Origin of the sequence: Mesorhizobium sp. AR10, assembly GCF_024746795.1 — a bacterium.
Classification (GTDB): Bacteria; Pseudomonadota; Alphaproteobacteria; order Rhizobiales; family Rhizobiaceae; genus Mesorhizobium.
The window spans coordinates 6,084,197-6,101,733 of sequence record NZ_CP080524.1; the positions used below are offsets into that span (position 1 = coordinate 6,084,197).

The 17,537-nt window shown below is 62.8% G+C and carries 14 protein-coding genes and 1 pseudogene; 10 read left to right on the forward strand and 5 right to left on the reverse strand.

Annotated features, from left to right (window positions below):
• Positions 1-164: 164 nt before the first annotated feature.
• Positions 165-1,103, reverse strand: coding sequence for a DMT family transporter (locus LHFGNBLO_RS33190; protein ID WP_258604365.1), 939 nt, complete (start codon positions 1,101-1,103; stop codon positions 165-167).
• A gap of 148 nt (positions 1,104-1,251) precedes the next feature.
• Positions 1,252-2,706, reverse strand: coding sequence for a helix-turn-helix domain-containing protein (locus LHFGNBLO_RS33195; protein ID WP_258604366.1), 1,455 nt, complete (start codon positions 2,704-2,706; stop codon positions 1,252-1,254).
• Between the two features lie 249 nt (positions 2,707-2,955).
• On the opposite strand from LHFGNBLO_RS33195, the gene aceA reads away from it, so the two are divergent.
• The 3 genes from aceA to LHFGNBLO_RS33210 all read left to right on the forward strand — a co-directional run bounded on the left by aceA (position 2,956) and on the right by LHFGNBLO_RS33210 (position 5,282).
• Positions 2,956-4,245, forward strand: coding sequence for an isocitrate lyase (gene aceA, locus LHFGNBLO_RS33200; RefSeq protein ID WP_258604367.1), 1,290 nt, complete (start codon positions 2,956-2,958; stop codon positions 4,243-4,245).
• Positions 4,246-4,307: 62 nt separating this feature from the next.
• Positions 4,308-4,550: a hypothetical protein gene (locus tag LHFGNBLO_RS33205; RefSeq protein ID WP_006202762.1), complete on the forward strand. Its 243-nt coding sequence runs from the start codon at positions 4,308-4,310 to the stop codon at positions 4,548-4,550.
• Between the two features lie 336 nt (positions 4,551-4,886).
• Positions 4,887-5,282: a response regulator gene (locus tag LHFGNBLO_RS33210; protein ID WP_258604368.1), complete on the forward strand. Its 396-nt coding sequence runs from the start codon at positions 4,887-4,889 to the stop codon at positions 5,280-5,282.
• 35 nt (positions 5,283-5,317) lie between these two features.
• Here LHFGNBLO_RS33210 and LHFGNBLO_RS33215 read toward each other — a convergent pair whose 3' ends face one another.
• On the reverse strand, positions 5,318-6,034 hold the full coding sequence (locus tag LHFGNBLO_RS33215) for an HAD family hydrolase (protein ID WP_258604369.1): 717 nt from the start codon (positions 6,032-6,034) through the stop codon (positions 5,318-5,320).
• Positions 6,035-6,188: 154 nt separating this feature from the next.
• Between LHFGNBLO_RS33215 and LHFGNBLO_RS33220 the strand changes: the two are divergent.
• The 4 genes and pseudogenes from LHFGNBLO_RS33220 to LHFGNBLO_RS33235 all read left to right on the forward strand — a co-directional run bounded on the left by LHFGNBLO_RS33220 (position 6,189) and on the right by LHFGNBLO_RS33235 (position 10,442).
• Positions 6,189-7,626, forward strand: a pseudogene (locus tag LHFGNBLO_RS33220) (glutamine synthetase family protein).
• Positions 7,627-7,647: 21 nt separating this feature from the next.
• Positions 7,648-8,016, forward strand: coding sequence for a four helix bundle protein (locus LHFGNBLO_RS33225; protein WP_258604370.1), 369 nt, complete (start codon positions 7,648-7,650; stop codon positions 8,014-8,016).
• A gap of 41 nt (positions 8,017-8,057) precedes the next feature.
• Positions 8,058-9,344, forward strand: coding sequence for an NAD(P)/FAD-dependent oxidoreductase (locus LHFGNBLO_RS33230; RefSeq protein WP_258604372.1), 1,287 nt, complete (start codon positions 8,058-8,060; stop codon positions 9,342-9,344).
• Between the two features lie 249 nt (positions 9,345-9,593).
• A complete protein-coding gene (locus tag LHFGNBLO_RS33235) occupies positions 9,594-10,442 on the forward strand; it encodes an SH3 domain-containing protein (RefSeq protein WP_258610024.1) in 849 nt (282 codons plus the stop codon).
• 125 nt (positions 10,443-10,567) lie between these two features.
• On the opposite strand, the gene LHFGNBLO_RS33240 is transcribed toward LHFGNBLO_RS33235, so the two are convergent.
• Positions 10,568-11,314, reverse strand: a complete 747-nt coding sequence (locus tag LHFGNBLO_RS33240) for an SDR family oxidoreductase (protein WP_258604374.1) — start codon at positions 11,312-11,314, stop codon at positions 10,568-10,570.
• Between the two features lie 326 nt (positions 11,315-11,640).
• Here LHFGNBLO_RS33240 and zwf point away from each other — a divergent pair, with 326 nt between their 5' ends.
• The 3 genes from zwf (at position 11,641) to edd (ending at position 15,702) form a co-directional block, all read left to right on the forward strand.
• Positions 11,641-13,110, forward strand: coding sequence for a glucose-6-phosphate dehydrogenase (gene zwf / locus LHFGNBLO_RS33245; protein ID WP_258604375.1), 1,470 nt, complete (start codon positions 11,641-11,643; stop codon positions 13,108-13,110).
• Positions 13,092-13,808 carry a 6-phosphogluconolactonase gene (gene pgl, locus LHFGNBLO_RS33250; RefSeq protein WP_258604376.1) on the forward strand — a complete coding sequence of 239 codons (717 nt, stop codon included), beginning with the start codon at positions 13,092-13,094 and terminating at the stop codon, positions 13,806-13,808. The genes zwf and pgl overlap by 19 nt, the downstream gene beginning before the upstream one ends.
• Positions 13,809-13,878: 70 nt before the next feature.
• Entirely contained in the window at positions 13,879-15,702 is a 1,824-nt protein-coding gene (gene edd, locus LHFGNBLO_RS33255; RefSeq protein ID WP_258604381.1) for a phosphogluconate dehydratase, read from the forward strand.
• Positions 15,703-15,767: 65 nt separating this feature from the next.
• Here edd and LHFGNBLO_RS33260 read toward each other — a convergent pair whose 3' ends face one another.
• Complete coding sequence (locus LHFGNBLO_RS33260; RefSeq protein WP_258604383.1) at positions 15,768-17,426, reverse strand: vWA domain-containing protein; 1,659 nt, start codon at positions 17,424-17,426, stop codon at positions 15,768-15,770.
• Positions 17,427-17,537 lie beyond the last annotated feature (111 nt).

Genomic DNA, 17,537 nt, shown 5'->3' on the forward strand with positions numbered 1-17,537 from the left:
CCGTCAGTGGCTTTCGCCATGACACGGGCAGGAATACGACGATGGGATCCGGTCGCGAATGGACCGGCGGGGAGACTTGGCAAGATACGCCTGTCTTGTTGTTGCCGTGGCCGCAGCCTGCCCGGGCGGCAGCAGCATTGTCAATGGCAAACGCGTGCGCCGCATCAATTAGGGGACGGTACGCCGGTGACGCCCGGCCGCGCCGGCCTCGTCTGGCGCTTGAACTCCAGCCCGATATGGACCAGCAGCGCGGCGACCACGACCGCGCCGCCGATGATGGTGCGCATCGAAGGCACCTCGGAATGGACAAGCCAGACCCAGATCGGGCCGAGGATCGGCTCGAAGGTGCCGAGCAACGCTGCGATTGCCGCCGGAACCAGCCGGGCGCCGGTGGCGAAGAAGGCAAGGCCAAGGCCGAGATTGATCACGCCGAAGGCAAACAGGAAAGCCATGTCGTGGCCGGAAACGGCGAACTGCGCGGTTTGCGACGCCGCGAAAGCCGCTGCCAGCATCGTGCCGAGGCAGGTCGCCGGCGTCATGCGCACATGGGCGAAGCGCCGGGTGATGACGGTGGCGATCGAGAACATGACGGCAATCAACAGCGCCAGGCCGTCGCCGATCGGCGATACGGCGCCGTCGAGCGATTCCGACACCATGATGGCGACGCCGGCGATGACGGCGGCGATGGCCACCCAGGTCGCGACGGTTACGCGCTCGCGAAACAGCACCCAGGCAAGCAATGCCGCCAGCAGCGGCACGCCGGCCTGCATCAAAAGGATGTTGGCGACAGTGGTGTAGGCGAGTGCGACGACAAATGACGTCGACGCCGTGGCGAAGCAGACGGCCACGGCAAGGCCGGGCAGGCCCATGTCGCGGAACAATCGCAGCGTGCCGCGCCAGCCATCGCGCCAGGCCATGAAGCAGAGCAGAAAGGCAGCGGCCCAGACCGAGCGCCAGAAAACGACCGCCCAGCTGTCCCCGGTATCGATGAAACGGGCGATGGTGCCGCCGAAGCTCCACATCAGCGCCGACAGGATTATCAGCAGGAAGCCTATGCGCTCCTCTCGCGGCGAAACGACACTTGGTGATGCGGTATCGGTCATAGGTGCGACTGTCGGCGATTTCTGGGGCGGCACGATGCGCCACGGACGACAGAAACGTGCCTCTTTGGCGTAGCGCAAAGACGAAGGCCGGGCGTGATCCAGCCAACGGCGACCCGTTGTGGCAAAGGCGGTGGGCCTTGTCGCAACCTTACTGAAAATCGAAAGCGCTCAAGCCCGTCACCATCTCGTCGAGGCCAAGCGGACGTGTCACCGGCGGCTCGGCGCGGGCGAGACAACCGATGCGTTCGCACAGCCGGCAGGCGGGGCCGATCGGCGTGGCCGGGGCGGCGCCCTGTCCGGCCTTCCCGGATGCACCCGCAGCCACCGCTGGCAGCGCCCCGCCATAGACGATCTCGTCACGAAAGCCGATATCGCAGCCCAGCAGCAACGCCGTGCGGCGCGGACGCTCCGAAAACGAGCCTTGCGGTCCTTCCAGTGTGCGGGCAACGCAGAGGAACTCGGCGCCATCGGGCATTTCCACCGCCTCGACAAAGATCTGACCGGGTTGTGTGAAGGCGGCGTGGACAGGCAGCTTCGGACAGCCGCCGCCGAAGCGGCTTTGCGGAAAGCCCTGGCTGCCCGCCTTGCGAAAGCGATTGCCGGCATTGTCGACCTCCAGCATGAAGAACGGTACGCCCGACGTGCCCGGCCGCTGCAGCATAGTCAGACGGTTCGCCGCCTGCTCGAAGGAGACGTTGAAGCGCGAACGCAGCACGTCGATGTCATAGCGCGCGCGATGTGCTGCCGCATGAAAGGATTGATAGGGCATCATCAGCGCGTGGGCGGCATAGCGGCCGAGCTCGAAGCGGGCGAGCCGACGCGCCTCGTCCGTGGTCAGCTTCAGCGCCTGAATCTCGCCGGCCACCGCGACCGTCATGCGGATCAGGCAAGCCTCCATCGCCACTTCGCGCAACTGGTCGAATGGCGACAGGCGCTCGGACAGAAACAGACGCTGCGAGTGGCGGTCGTAGCGGCGGCGCCAGTTCGGCATGGTGGCGACCGGCAGCACCTTGACCACGATACCGTATTCGCGCTTCAGCCAACCCTTCAGGGCAGCGAACAGATCGTCGCCGGGATCGAGCACCGACGTGAACGCCTCGGCCTCCTCCTCGAGTGCCGCAAAATGGTTCGGCCGGCGCTCGAAAATCTCGTGCACCTCGTCGATCGGCAGCCGCGCGCCGGAGAGTGCGGTGGCCCGGCCTTCGCGCGCCAGAAGTTCGTTGAGATCGGATAGGCGTTCAGCCTGCTCGCGATAGGCGCGAAACAGCTTTATCATCGCGGCGGACGCGTTGGGCGCCGCCTCGGCAAGCTCGATCAATTCCTGGTCACCCGGCAGTTCGCCGATCAGCAGCGGGTCGGCAAACACTTCCTTCAAGGCTGATATCGACCCCCTCGCCTCGCCCTGCAACTCGTGCGGGTCGATCTTGTAGACGGATGCCAGTTTCAGGATCAGCTGGACCGTCAGCGGCCGCTGGTTGCGCTCGATCAGGTTGAGATAGGACGGCGAGATGCCGAGCCCTTCGGCCATCGCCGTCTGGGTCAGGCCCTTGGCGTTGCGGATGCGGCGGATGCGCGGCCCCGCGAAGATCTTCTGGTCGGCCAATCGACTATCCTTGACAGGAATTTACACAATTCCGGAACGACACCCCTATGTCGGTCTTTTACAACCTTGACAAATTTACAAGGCTTTACGGTCAAACACAACACAGGTTTTCTCTTATTTTCCGGCAAATCTCGCGGTTTCTCTCGCTCTCTTCGCGGCGCAATGTAAATGATGTCACACACAAGCGGTGTAAAACCTCCCTTGAAGCTGCCGCTTCGAAAACGGCTATCGAAAATTCTGGAGTGACCAATGACCGATTTTTACAACCTCGTCCCCTCGGCACCGGAAGGTCGCTTCGACGGCATCGAACGGCCTTACTCGCCGGCTGACGTGAAGCGGCTGCGGGGGTCGGTTCAGATCCGCCAGAGTCTCGCCGAGATGGGTGCGAACCGGCTGTGGAAGCTCATCCACGAGGAGGATTTCGTCAACGCGCTCGGCGCCATGTCGGGCAACCAAGCCATGCAGCAGGTCCGCGCCGGACTGAAGGCGATCTATTTGTCCGGCTGGCAGGTCGCCGCCGACGCCAACACCGCATCGGCCATGTATCCGGACCAGTCGCTCTATCCCGCCAACGCGGCGCCTGAACTGGTCAAGCGGATCAACCGCACCTTGCAGCGCGCCGACCAGATCGAGACCTCCGAAGGCAACGGGCTTTCGGTCGACACCTGGTTCGCGCCGATCGTTGCCGATGCGGAAGCCGGCTTCGGCGGACCGCTCAACGCTTTCGAGATCATGAAGGCCTTCATCGAGGCGGGTGCGGCCGGCGTCCACTACGAGGACCAGCTAGCGTCGGAAAAGAAGTGCGGCCATCTTGGCGGCAAGGTGCTGATCCCGACCGCCGCACACATCCGCAACCTCAACGCCGCACGTCTGGCGGCAGACGTGATGGGCACGCCGACGCTGGTCGTCGCGCGCACCGATGCGGAAGCGGCAAAGCTGCTGACCTCAGACATCGACGAGCGCGACCAGCCCTTCGTCGACTATGACGCAGGCCGCACGGTGGAAGGCTTCTATCAGGTCAGGAACGGCATCGAGCCGTGCATCGCGCGGGCGGCCGCCTACGCACCCTATGCCGACCTGATCTGGTGCGAGACCTCGAAGCCCGATCTAGCACAAGCCCGGAAGTTCGCCGAGGGCGTGCGCAGGCATCACCCGGACAAGCTTCTCGCCTATAATTGCTCGCCGTCGTTCAACTGGAAGAAGAATCTTGACGACGCGACGATCGCGAAGTTCCAGAGGGAACTTGGCGCCATGGGATACAAGTTCCAGTTCATCACGCTGGCCGGGTTCCACCAGCTCAACTTCGGCATGTTCGAACTCGCACGCGGCTACAAGGAGCGGCAGATGACGGCCTATTCCGAGTTGCAGGAAGCCGAATTCGCGGCGGAAGCCAACGGCTACACCGCGACCAAGCACCAGCGCGAGGTTGGCACCGGCTATTTCGATGCTGTGTCGATGGCGATCACCGGCGGCCAGTCTTCGACCACGGCCATGTGTGAATCGACCGAGCACGCCCAGTTCAAGCCAGCAGCGGAATAGAAGCGACACGAATACACAGACTGAGGAAACGCCCCAAGGGGCATAGAACAGGGAGAAGACCAATGGCTTCGATAAGCCGCGTCAAGGAACGAGCCGAAGAGCAGTCGACCACAATGAGCGTCGATCAGCAGGCGACCATCCGCATGCTGGCCAACGATCTGCACAGGCTGAACCAGTCGGTAATGAAAGCGGTCGAGGCGGGCGTCTCGGTGGAGCTCGTGCGCTCGGCACGCCACCATGGCGGCGACGGAAATTGGGGCGACCTGCTGATCCCGGTTATCGTCACCCAGCAGAGCCACGGCTGAACGCACCCTACGGCGCCGAGCGCTCTTTGGGCACTTTGCGCATGGCAAAATTTGGGTTCACCCGCGCGGCTTTTGCGCGGGTGACTTTGCCTTTGCACGACCAATTCACTACTGCCAAGAACAAAACTTGCCTTAAATTTTAATGCTTGCCGCTATATTCTAGAAGACTGCCATTTCTGCTTGACACAGGTGGCGATCTCACGCCAATTGGCTCTCAGATTTCAACCCTGCATTGAAACCCGAGACGAGCGGCCAGCCCTGCCCATGTGTCCAGCAGATCGCCAGACAGAGACTGTAACACACCCGAATGTGAGGGACCGGAACGCAAACGCCGAGATGATCATGGATTTCTCCCATGTGCTCGTCGTCGGAAAATCGCCGATCAACCGGGTTGTGGTGTCGAAGATCGTCGAAAAGTCCGGGCTCAAGCCGATCTCAGAGTCGCCTGAAATGGCGGCAAAGACATTGCGGTCTATGATTCCGGGGGCTGTTGTCCTCGATGGCGGCGTCGACAACAAGGACTGCGACGCCCTGATGGCCGGCATCGACGCGCTGCGGCGGATGTCGGGCAAGTCGCTTCCCTCGGTGATCTTGCTTTCAACCAAGAATGGCACAGCGGAGAGCCTGGGCCTGTCGAGCGTGGTCGATGTGGTGGTCACCAAACCAATCACCACCGAAAGACTACAGCCGGTGATCGATCGGCTGATCGGACTGGGGCGTAGCTGTTCGTAGTCCGCTCGAGTTGGCCGAAACGTCGAGACGCGCCATCAACCGATTTTGCCGATGCTTTCGATCAGCGCAGGCAACTCCCCAAGGTCGGAGATCTGGCGGAAACGTGGAGCGTCGAGCGGCGGCTCGACATGTTCCAGCACCCAGGTCAGATCATGCGGCACGTGGACGCCCCAACTGCCGGCCTCGATGGCCGGCACCACGTCGGACTTGAGCGAGTTGCCTACCATCATGCCCTTCTCGGGGCCGTCGCCGTGGCGGCTGAAGATCCTGCTATAGGTGGCGGCGCTCTTGTCGCTGACAATCTCGACGGCATCGAACAGATCGCCCAGGCCGGACCCGGCCAGCTTGCGTTCCTGGTCGAAGAGGTCGCCTTTGGTGATCAGTAGCAGGCGATAGGCGCCGGCGAGTTTTTCCACCGTCTCGCGCGCATGAGGCAACGCCTCGATCGGATGGCCAAGCATGTCGCGGCCCGCGGCAAGGATCTCGGCGATGGTCGAGGCCGGGACGCGGCCTTCGGTGACCTCGATCGCCGTCTCGATCATCGACAGGGTAAATCCCTTGATGCCGAAACCATAGATTGCGAGGTTGCGCTTCTCGGCCTCCAGCAATCTTGCCGAAATGTGCGCCTCCTCGGCATGCTCGCCGAGCAGCGCGGCAAAGCGCTTCTCGGTCATGCGGAAGAACTGCTCGTTCTGCCACAGCGTGTCATCGGCATCGAAGCCGATCGTCGTCAATTTGCTGCTGTCTTGCATTCGATGTATTCAACCGAGGTACTGAGTTTAAGGGAGATCGAAACTAGAGCCTTTCTGGAACGATTTTCAACTGTGGAGCGAACGCAACCCGGCTCCCCTTCCCTTCCATCACCGCGCACGGCTATACTCCAAAATCCGCAACCCAATCTGGTGAATGATGCCGCCTGCAAAAAAGGAAGTCCGTCCGTCGAGCCGCGGAGGACGCGTCCGCACGCCTGCTTTCGTGAAAAATCAACGTGGCGTGAAAAACTGGAAGGAAGTCAGCGCCTGGCTGGAATGGCGCGGCATCGAGGACATCGAATGCATTACGCCCGACCAGGCGGGCGTCGCGCGCGGCAAGATGATGCCGTCGAAGAAGTTCACCTCGAACACCTCGCTGGCGCTGCCTTCGGCGGTATTCATGACGACGATTTCCGGCGGCTATCCGGAGGACGGCAATGGCTTCCACTACCCGGAAGACGACGGCGACCTCAAGCTGATGCCGGACCTTTCGACACTGACCGTGGTGCCATGGGAAGAAGACCCGACGGCGGCGGTCATCTGCGATCTCGTCCACCAGGACGGCCGCTCGGTGGAGTTCACGCCGCGCAACGTGCTCAAGCGCGTGGTCGCGGCTTATGACAGGCGCGGGCTGAAGCCGGTTGTGGCGCCAGAGATCGAATTCTACCTCGTGCGCAAGAACCCCGATCCGGACTATCCTCTGACGCCGCCGGTCGGGCGTTCGGGACGGGCGATCGGCGGCGGCGCCGGCTATTCGATCGCCGGCGTCAACGAATTCGACGAACTGATCGACGACATCTACCATTTCTCCGAGAGCCAGGGCCTGGAGATCGACACGCTGATCCACGAGGAAGGTGCCGGCCAGCTCGAGATCAATCTGCGCCACGGCGATCCGGTCGAACTCGCCGACCAGGTGTTCATGTTCAAGCGCACCATCCGCGAGGCGGCGCTGAAGCACGAGATCTACGCCACCTTCATGGCCAAGCCGATCCAGGGGCAGCCCGGTTCGGCGATGCATATCCACCAGTCGATCATCGACAAGAAGACCGGCAAGAACGTCTTTTCAGCCGAAGACGGCTCGGAAACCGACGCCTTCTTCCATTTCATCGGTGGCATGCAGAAGCATGTGCCCAACGCGCTGGTGATGTTCGCCCCCTACGTCAATTCCTACCGCCGGCTGACGCAGGCAGCCTCGGCGCCGGTCAACAACAAATGGGGCTACGACAACCGTACCACGGCCTTCCGGGTGCCGCGCTCCGATCCAGCGGCGCGGCGCGTCGAAAACCGCATCCCCTCCTCTGACGCCAATCCCTACCTGGCGCTGGCCGCATCGCTCGCCTGCGGGCTGATCGGCATGACCAACAAGATCAAGGCCGAACCGCCGGTGCTGACCACCGCCAACGAGGACGAGATCGATCTGCCGCGTGGCCTGCTTGAAGCCGTCGATCTGTTCGAGGCTGACGAGGAACTCTGCGCGCTGCTGGGCAAGTCGTTTGCTGCGACCTACGCCGCGATCAAGCGCGCGGTAGTTCGAGACCTTCATGGAAGTGATCAGCCCGTGGGAGCGGGAGTATCTGCTGCTGAATGTGTAGGGGAGTAGGGGAGTAGGGCGAATGGCTGAAAAAACGGGTTCTTACAAGGACCTGATCGTGTGGCAGCAAGCAATGGATCTTGCGGTGGCGGTTTACGGCGCGACGAAATCCTGGCCCAAGGAGGAGCTTTATGGACTGACCAGCCAAGTGCGGCGTGCCGCAAGTTCGGTGCCGTCGAACATAGCGGAAGGCTATGGCAGAGAGATCCGAGGTTCCTATCAGCAATTTCTCCGTATAGCCCAAGGATCACTGAAGGAACTGGAAACCCAGCTTCTGATCGCTGAGCGTATCGGCATCGCACCGAAAGCGACGGCGGCTTCATTACTGGCGAGTGCCGAAAGTGCGGGAAAGCTTCTTCGACTTCTAATCCGGAAACTCTCAGACGACTAGCGTACCTACTCCCCTACTCCCCTACTCCCCTACTGAGCATCATGCCCTACCAATCCCCCATTTCCCCCGGCCGCTCCTGGTATGAGGACACGGCCGGCCCCCGGCCCGAATATCCGGCTCTCGATGGCGACCGGACATGCGACGTCGTCATCGTCGGGGGTGGTTTCACCGGCCTGTCGGCGGCGGCTCACCTCGCCAAGGCAGGCGCAAATGTCGTGCTCGTCGAGGCGCACCGCCTCGGCGACGGCGCATCGGGTCGCAATGGCGGCCAGCTAGGCACCGGCCAGCGCGCCTGGGCCGAGGAACTGGAAGCGGAATACGGCTTCTCGCGCGCCAAGGCGCTGTTCGACCTGGCCGAAGAGGCAAAGGCGCATCTCCTCGAATTCGCCGCCGTCAACAAAATAGAGATCGACTACATGCCCGGCCAGATGTCGGTGGCGCACAAGCAGCGCTATGTCGACGACTACAAGGCGCATGCCGAGATCATGGCCAACCGTTTCGGCTATCCGCACATCGCCTTCATGGACGCAAGCGAGACGGCGGAGCGGTTGGGCTCTACGCATTACTTCGGCGGCACCCGCGACACCGGCACCGGACACATCCAGCCGCTGAAGCTGGTGATCGGAACGGCAAAGGTGGCAGCACAGGCGGGTGCGCAGCTGTTCGAGCAGACGCCATCGACCGGCATCACCTCCGGCGGCGGCAAGGTCAGGGTTACGACGCCGAGAGGCACGATATCCGCCGAGAAATGCCTGATCGGCGTCAATGCCTATGGCGGCACGCTCGAGCCGGTGAGCGCCGCGCATATCATGCCGATCGGCTCCTTCATCGGCGCGACCGTGCCGCTGGGCGCGGATTCCAGGGTGCTGCCGGGCGGCGAAGCAGTCGACGATTCACGCTTCGTGGTGCGCTATTTCCGCAAATCGAAAGACGGACGGCTGCTGTTCGGCGGACGTGAGATCTATGGCGTCAACGATCCGAAGGACATCCACATCCACATCCGCCGGCAGATTTCCGAGCTCTATCCGGACCTCAGGGATGTCGAGATCACCCATGGCTGGGGCGGTTATGTCGGCATCACGGTGCCGCGAAAACCGTTCGTGCGCGAGGTGATGCCCAATGTGATCTCGGCCGGCGGCTATTCCGGTCACGGCGTCATGCTGTCTAATTTCTTCGGCAAACTCTATGCCGAGACCGTTGCCGGCAACCGCGATCGGCTGAAGCTGATCGAGGACCTGAACATCCCGGCCTTTCCCGGCGGCCGGCGTTTTCGCACGCCATTGCTCTTCCTGGCGCTCAACTGGTTTGCCCTGCGGGACCGGATCTAGTGCAACGAATGATACCGCCTGAAACATTCGTTGCTCGGGCGACACATTGCTGAATCGTAAACAAGTGTGCAGAATCCTCGCCTTAGGGCGCAGTGATGCCACAATCTCCGGCGAAGGATGCCGGTTCTGGGCGAGTCGACGGGGATTTCTGCGGGCATGCCCGCGCGAATTTTGGGACTGACGCCGATCGAATGCCGGCTTTCCGGCACTGATCGTAAGAACGTCGGCCCGCATATGGAGGTGGCAAGAGTGAACGAGCCCTTCAGTTTCGGTGCGCCGGAACGACGGCGCTTTGCCATGCAGTTCGGCTACGACATGCGGCCCTCTTTCTGGCAGGAAGTCCGGTCGAACTCGCATCTGGTGATCGCCGCGGTCGGCACCGCAGCGCTGCTCAGCGTGGCGGCGGTGGCGCTATGGCTGGCATTGCCGGCCAATGACAGGCAAGCGATTGCAAGCCCCGAGCAGACCGTTCCGACCATTCCGGTGAAAACGACGAAAATTATTCCTGCCGCGACGGTTGCCGCTGTGGCGGCGCCGCAAGCCGCGCGCAAGAGCGACGCGGTTTCCCCGACGGTGGCTGCCAAAGCAGCCGAGATAGCGGCGCTGGCGCCGAACGATCCCCGCTGGACCGCACCGGACTCGAAGACCGCGTCCAGCCCCGAAGCAACGTCATCCGATCAGGCGACAGACCAGGTCACTCAGGAGACGCCGTCCGCGGCGTTCGCCGAACCGGCAGCGCAGACCGATGGCACGACACTGCTTTCCAAAGTCGCTGCTGCCAAAAACGCGGCTACGGACGACAATCCTGATGGCGCGCAAACTGCCGCCATCCCCACCCCGAAGCCGCAACTGTCGACTGCGACCGAGGGCGATGGCAGTCAGGCCCAGGCGCAGCCCCAAAAAGTGAGCGCGGTCAGCACCGGACGCATCCTCAAGGCTGTAACCATGCGAGCCAGCCCGAAGAAGAATGCGACCGCCATGGTCACTGTGCCCGCCAAGACGTCGGTGCAGGTGATGAGCTGCAAGAAATGGTGCCAGATCGTCTACAATGGCAAACGCGGCTGGGTCTACAAGAGCTTCATCAAGACCGGCGCCTAGAACTGTTCTGCCACACCGGGCTCCGGAGCCCGGTCAAAAAGACCGTTTGCGCTGGCATGCCATGCGTGGCCCGGCCGGGTCAGAGCAGCACGATCTTTTCCGAACCGGAGGTTAGCGATCATGCTCTAGATGCATCGCCCGCCATCGACCTCCAACGCTACACCGGTGATGAAGGCGGCCTCGTCCGAAGCAAGCCAGAGCGCGGCGTTGGCGATATCGAGCGGGGTCGAAAGCCGGCCAAGCGGGATCGATGCGCGGAATTTCTCGCGGATCTCGGGTGTATCGGCTCCCATGAATTTCTCCAACATGCCGGTCTCGCCGGCGACCGGACAGAGACAGTTGACGCGGATGTTCTTGGGCGCGAGCTCCACCGCCATCGACTTGGTCGCCGTGATTGCCCAGCCTTTCGAGGCGTTGTACCAGGTGAGGCCGGGCCGTGGCCGGAGCCCGGCAGTGGAAGCGGTGGTCAGGATGACGCCGCCGCCTTGCCGGTCCATGATCGGCACCACAGCGCGTGCGGCGTGGTAGATCGCCTTCATGTTGACGGCAGTGATCAGGTCGAACGTCGTCTCGTCGATGTCGAGCATGTCGCCGTTGCGATGGGTGTAGCCCGCATTGTTGACCATGATGTCGATGCGGCCAAAGGCGCTTCTTGCGGCATAGACCATCTCGTCGAATTCGGAACGCAACGAGACGTCCGTCTGGGTCCAGATCGCCGCCTCGCCGATCTCGTTGGCCACACGTTCGGCGCCCTTGGCGTTGAGGTCGGCGACGACCACCCTGGCGCCCTCCTCGGCAAAGCGCTTGGCCATGCCCTCGCCGAAACCTGACGCGGCGCCGGTGAGGATGGCCACCTTGTTTTCCAGACGCATGCTTTTCTCACTCATGACTTAAGGACAATCGTCCCGGCAGCGACATGGCCCCGAGCTCCCGCGGGCATCAAGACGCCGTATTCGGCCAAGGTCGTCGAAAGATCTCCATCCATCCTCGATTTCTCCTTTGGCTTTCGCTCCGATCCCGCTCTATGTTGCAGCTGCGAAGGCTTCCCGGAACCATCGCCCGCCGACAAGCCTCCGGGTTGTGCCAGTGTCAAGAGGCAGGTTCCGACACCAAGATGTGACACCATGGCACTGGCAAATTTAAATCGATTAGATTATATCAGCCGCGTCACAGCGACCGGTGCCAGAGCGGACAGACCATGACCAGCCAGATCATCCCCGTCGATCCTTTCGACTTCATCATTTTCGGCGGCACCGGCGATCTGTCGGAACGCAAGCTCCTGCCGTCGCTCTACCATCGCCAGCGCGACCATCAGTTTTCCGAACCGACGCGGATCATCGGCACGTCGCGTTCGAAAATGACCGACGAGGAATTCCAGGCTTTCGCCAGGCAGGCGATTTCCGACCATGTCAAACCGGCCGATATCGACACCAAGGAACTGAAGACGTTCCTTGCCCGCCTTTCCTACGTCTCCGCGGACGCGACCACAGGCGCGGGCTTCGACAAGCTGAAGAAGGCGATCGGCGACAGCGACCGCATCCGCGCCTTCTATCTGGCGGTGGCACCGGCACTGTTCGGCGATATTTCGCACAAGCTCAAAGAGCACAAGCTGATCACACCGAATTCGCGCATCGTGCTGGAGAAGCCGATCGGGCGCGACCTCGCCTCGGCGCGCGCGCTCAATGATCTGGTTGGCGACGATTTCCATGAAAGCCAGATTTTCCGCATCGATCACTATCTCGGCAAGGAAACGGTGCAGAACCTGATGGCGCTGCGCTTTGCCAATGCGCTCTACGAGCCGCTCTGGAATTCCGCCAATGTCGACCATGTGCAGATCACCGTGGCCGAGACCGTCGGCCTGGAAGATCGCGTCACCTACTACGACAAGGCCGGCGCGCTGCGCGACATGGTGCAGAACCATATGCTGCAGCTTCTCTGCCTCGTCGCCATGGAGGCGCCGTCGTCGATGGACGCCGACGCGGTGCGCGACGAAAAGCTGAAGGTGCTGCGGGCGTTGAAGCGCATCAACGGCAACGAAGCGCCGAAGCATACGGTGCGCGGCCAGTATCGCGCCGGCGCCTCCGCCGGCGGGCCGGTGAAAGGCTATGTCGAGGAACTCGGCAAGGACAGCAACACCGAGACCTTCGTCGCCATCAAGGCCGAGATCGGCAATTGGCGCTGGGCGGGTGTTCCGTTCTACCTGCGGACCGGCAAGCGGCTGGCGACCCGGGTTTCGGAAATCGTCATCGAGTTCAGGCCGATCCCGCATTCGATCTTCGGCGACAGCGCCGGGCCGATCTTCGCCAATCAGCTGGTCATCCGGCTGCAGCCCGACGAGGGCGTCAAGCAGTTCATTATGATCAAGGATCCAGGACCAGGCGGCATGCGGCTGCGCCAGATCCCGCTCGACATGAGCTTCGCGCAGTCCTTCGACGGCCGCGCGCCGGATGCCTATGAACGGTTGATCATGGATGTGATCCGCGGCAACCAAACGCTGTTCATGCGCCGCGACGAAGTCGAGGCGGCATGGAAATGGATCGATCCGATCCAGCACGCCTGGGAAAGCGCGAGGCAGGAGGCGCAAGGGTATACCGCCGGCACATGGGGCCCCTCGGCCTCCATTGCGCTGATCGAACGCGACGGGCGGACATGGCACGAGAGCAATTGAACCACGCCGCCTACAACTGGCATGCGTTTGCCGCACGCCAGGACCTGGCGGCAGCACTTGCCGGTCACGTTGCCGGCCGCCTGACAAAGGCGATCGAGGAGCGCGACGCAGCCGTTCTGGCCGTTTCCGGCGGTACGACACCGGCGAAATTTTTCGCAGCGCTGTCGAACATCCCGATCGCCTGGAACAAGGTCACGGTGACGCTGGTCGACGAACGTTGCGTGCCGGCCACCTCGCCGCGCTCCAACGCCGGACTGGTTGCCGCCAATCTGTTGCAGGACGCGGCCGCGGCCGCGCGTTTCGTGCCGCTCTACCAGGACGCCACCAGCATCGAGGATGCGGCGGCGTCCGACAGCAGGATGTTGCGGTCGCTGCACTGGCCGCTCGATGTCGTCGTGCTTGGCATGGGAACCGATGGCCATACCGCATCGTTCTTTCCAGACGCTGACGACCTGGAGAAACTGCTCGATCCGTCCTCGACAAGGGTCGTGCTGCCGGTTCACGCGGCAAGCGCCGGTGAGCCACGCCTGACGCTATCGCTGGCGCGGCTGGTCAGTGCCGGCTTCGTCGCTCTGCACATCGAAGGCGAGGACAAGCGCACCGCATTCGAGAACGCGATGGGGCCGGGAACGCGAAAGCCCATTCGCGCCGTGTTCGACGCAGCCGAGAGGCCCGTAGAGGTCTTCTGGGCACCCTGATTTCAACTTGCTGATGGTCCCGGCTGATAGCCGGAAGGTTTCCGGGACCTCGCCTGAAAGGACCTGTAACATGACCGCCAGACGCGATATCGAAGCCATCACCGAGCGGATCCGCCAGCGCTCCAAACCAGGCCGCGAGCGCTATCTCGGCCGCATCGCCGAGGCGTCGAACCGCACCGCCAACCGGGCGGTGCTGTCCTGCGGCAATCTTGCCCACGGTTTTGCGGTCTGCAGCCCGTCGGAAAAGGTGGCGCTCGGCGGCGACCGGGTGCCGAACCTCGGCATCATCACCTCCTACAACGACATGCTGTCGGCGCATCAGCCGTTCGAGACATTTCCCGCGCTGATCAAGGACGCAGCGCGCGAAGCCGGCGGCATCGCGCAGGTGGCAGGCGGCGTGCCGGCGATGTGTGACGGCGTTACCCAGGGCCAACCGGGCATGGAGCTGTCGCTGTTTTCGCGCGATGTGATCGCCATGGCCGCCGCGATCGGTCTGTCGCACAACATGTTCGACGCCGCCGTCTATCTCGGAGTCTGCGACAAGATCGTGCCCGGGCTGGTGATCGCCGCGCTCACCTTCGGCCATCTGCCGGCGGTGTTCATCCCGGCCGGGCCGATGACAACGGGCCTGCCCAACGACGAAAAGGCCAAGATCCGCCAGCTCTATGCCGAGGGCAAGGCGGGACGGGCCGAACTGCTCGAGGCCGAGTCCAAATCCTATCACGGACCGGGAACCTGCACCTTCTACGGCACCGCAAACTCCAACCAGATGCTGATGGAGATCATGGGCCTGCACACGCCGGGCGCCTCCTTCGTCAACCCCGGCACGCCGCTGCGCGAGGCGCTGACCCGGGAGGCGACGAAGCGCGCGCTGGCGATCACCGCGCTCGGCAACGCCTACACGCCGGCTGGCCGGATGATTGACGAGCGCTCGATCGTCAACGGCATCGTCGGCCTGCATGCCACCGGCGGCTCGACCAACCACACCATCCACCTCATTGCCATGGCCGCCGCGGCCGGCATTGCCATCACCTGGCAGGATATTTCGGACTTGTCGGAGGCCGTGCCACTGCTGGCGCGGGTCTATCCGAACGGTCTCGCCGACGTGAACCATTTCCACGCCGCCGGCGGGCTCGGCTTCCTGATCCGGGAACTGCTCGACGAAGGCATCCTGCATGAAGACGTGCAGACAGTGTGGGGTGAAGGGTTGCGTCCCTACGCGGTCGAGGCCAAGCTCGGGGCCGATGGCGGCGTGGTGCGCGAGGCCTCTCCACGGACAAGCGGCGACGAGAAGGTGCTGGCGCCGTTCAAGAAGGCGTTCCAGCCGACAGGCGGGCTCAAAGTGCTTTCGGGCAATCTCGGCCACGCCGTGATCAAGACCTCGGCGGTGAAGCCGGAGCGGCGCATCGTCGAAGCGCCGGCCAAGGTTTTCGACAGCCAGCAAGGGCTGAACGAGGCGTTCAAGGCCGGTACGCTGACCGGCGATTTCATCGCCGTGATCCGCTTCCAGGGTCCGAAAGCCAACGGCATGCCTGAACTGCACAAGCTGACCACCGTGCTCGGCATTCTACAGGATCGCGGCCAGCGCGTGGCGCTGGTGACCGACGGGCGCATGTCGGGCGCTTCCGGCAAGGTGCCGGCGGCGATCCATGTGACACCGGAGGCGGTCGAGGACGGGCCGATCGCCAGGATCCATGACGGCGATATCGTCAGGCTCGACGCCGAAGCAGGGACGCTGGAAGTGCTGGTGCCGGCCGGAGATTTTGCACTGCGCCGGACGGCGGACGCCGACCTGATCGGCAATGAATTTGGTTTCGGCCGCGAGCTTTTCGCCGGCTTCAGGCAATTGGTGGGGCGCGCCGACCATGGCGCGAGCGCATTCGGAACGGCGTGACTGTATTGCCTTCTCCATGAAAAAGGGCGGCTCGTGGCCGCCCTTTTTGCGTTGCTCAGGCGATCCTATTGCACAGTCAGCTCGGCTCGCTCGCCGGCCTTGACCGTCACGGTGCCTTCCTTCGAGCTGTTGTCCGATTTCTCCGATACAACCGCGTAGTCACCGGCCGGTATCGCCGCCTGATACTTCTGGTCGTAGGCATAGCCAAGCGACTTGCGTTTGCCGTTGATATCCTTCTTGGCCTCGAAAACCTCGATCTTCGAGGCGCCGGGGGCGGTGATTGCCAGCACGCCGGCATTCATGGCGACCTTCACATCCTGGAATTCGCCGACCTTGACGGTGAACGGCTGCTCGACGACGGCCAGATCGACCGTGGCGACCAACACATAGTCATCGGGCGGCAGATCGAACTTGCTGTCGGGACCATAGGAATAGGTCACCTCTTCGCGCGTTCCGTCGATCTTCTTTTTGGCTTTGACTACCCTGAAGCCGATGCCCGAACCGTCAGCCTTGTCGCCGCCGGCAGTATAGTAGGCGTTGGCAACGACATGTCCGACGCCAACGATTATGTCCTTTTCGACCGTCTTGCCGGCAGCGAGCGGAATCGTCTCGGTCGCCACGCCCTGGCCGATCGTGACAGTCACTTTCTCATCGCCGGCCGGCAACACGACTTTCGTGTTTCCATAGTAGGTCGCGGGCATGTCGGCGCCCGGAAAGTCGATCACGACAGCCGCGCCATCGACGACATCCGCCCCCTCGCTTGGTCGCGGATGAATGATCAGCGTGCCGGCGTTCAAGGTGAAGAGCGGCTGGTAGACCTGGCCTGCCTCGATCTTGATCTTCTGTTCCACCTTGGCCTCGCCGTCGATCGCGACGACAATGTAGTCGCCCGGCTCCAGGTTGCCCTTGTAGGCGCCGTATTCGGTGCTGACCGAATCGCCGCGCGCACCATCGGATTTCGCCTTGTAGATTTCCCAAGCATTGCCCTCGGTGATGGGATCGTCGCCCTCGGCAAGCACCACTGTCGGCAGGAAATTGAATTCCGGCTTCGCAGGCTCAGGCGCCGGTGCGGGAGCCGGTACCGGTTCGGGCGCAGGCGCCGGTGCAGCGACAGTTTCGACCAAGGCCTCTTGCAGCGCTTTCTCGTCCGAGGCCTGGATGTATTTGCCGCCGGTATTGTCGGCCAGGCAGGCGATCTGTTTTCCCTCGTCAGCGGTCAGACCAAAGCCGACGACGTCGGCGGTGAAATCGATGCCGGACGCCTCCAGTTCCTTGCCCAGCGCACAAGGGTCGCCGCCGCATGTTTCAAGCCCGTCGGTGATCAGAACGACGGTGGCCTTGTCCTCGGTGTATTTCAACGCCTCGGCCGCCTGCTTGACGGCAGCGGTCAGCGGCGTCTTGCCGAGGAACTTCAGGCTGTCGGCGGTGGTGGCAATAGCACCCGCCGACCCTGCCTGCGGCGGCACGATCAGCTCGATGTCGTCACAACTGCCTTTCTCGCGATGGCCATAGGCCATGAAGCCGATTTCCTTGTCGGCGGGGACCGACTGCAACACGGTTCTGAGCGATTCGCGGGCGATTTCGAGCTTGGGCTTGCCATCGATCTGCGCCCACATCGAGCCGGAGGCATCGAGAACGATGATGACCCGGTCGGCAGCAAAGCCGAGCGTCGTCATCGACAAAAGGAGGATCGCCGCAGCGACGCTCCGTGCAAGTCCCGCCATGGAAATCTCCTCAAGTCCGCCCTGGTTTGGGCGGGAAAGCTATTTGACGCCGCGTCAGGGCACAAGCCCGGTGTGAGGGGCCCAATGGCAAACTTCTGAGCGAGCGCGAAA

Excerpts from the sequence above, each read along its gene's own strand:
- LHFGNBLO_RS33190 (WP_258604365.1), bottom strand. The coding sequence starts at position 1,103 with ATGACCGATACCGCATCACCAAGTGTCGTTTCGCCGCGAGAGGAGCGC.
- aceA (WP_258604367.1), top strand. The coding sequence starts at position 2,956 with ATGACCGATTTTTACAACCTCGTCCCCTCGGCACCGGAAGGTCGCTTC.
- LHFGNBLO_RS33205 (WP_006202762.1), top strand. The coding sequence starts at position 4,308 with ATGGCTTCGATAAGCCGCGTCAAGGAACGAGCCGAAGAGCAGTCGACC.
- LHFGNBLO_RS33210 (WP_258604368.1), top strand. The coding sequence starts at position 4,887 with ATGATCATGGATTTCTCCCATGTGCTCGTCGTCGGAAAATCGCCGATC.
- LHFGNBLO_RS33215 (WP_258604369.1), bottom strand. The coding sequence starts at position 6,034 with ATGCAAGACAGCAGCAAATTGACGACGATCGGCTTCGATGCCGATGAC.
- LHFGNBLO_RS33225 (WP_258604370.1), top strand. The coding sequence starts at position 7,648 with ATGGCTGAAAAAACGGGTTCTTACAAGGACCTGATCGTGTGGCAGCAA.
- LHFGNBLO_RS33230 (WP_258604372.1), top strand. The coding sequence starts at position 8,058 with ATGCCCTACCAATCCCCCATTTCCCCCGGCCGCTCCTGGTATGAGGAC.
- LHFGNBLO_RS33240 (WP_258604374.1), bottom strand. The coding sequence starts at position 11,314 with ATGCGTCTGGAAAACAAGGTGGCCATCCTCACCGGCGCCGCGTCAGGT.
- zwf (WP_258604375.1), top strand. The coding sequence starts at position 11,641 with ATGACCAGCCAGATCATCCCCGTCGATCCTTTCGACTTCATCATTTTC.
- pgl (WP_258604376.1), top strand. The coding sequence starts at position 13,092 with ATGGCACGAGAGCAATTGAACCACGCCGCCTACAACTGGCATGCGTTT.
- edd (WP_258604381.1), top strand. The coding sequence starts at position 13,879 with ATGACCGCCAGACGCGATATCGAAGCCATCACCGAGCGGATCCGCCAG.
- LHFGNBLO_RS33260 (WP_258604383.1), bottom strand. The coding sequence starts at position 17,426 with ATGGCGGGACTTGCACGGAGCGTCGCTGCGGCGATCCTCCTTTTGTCG.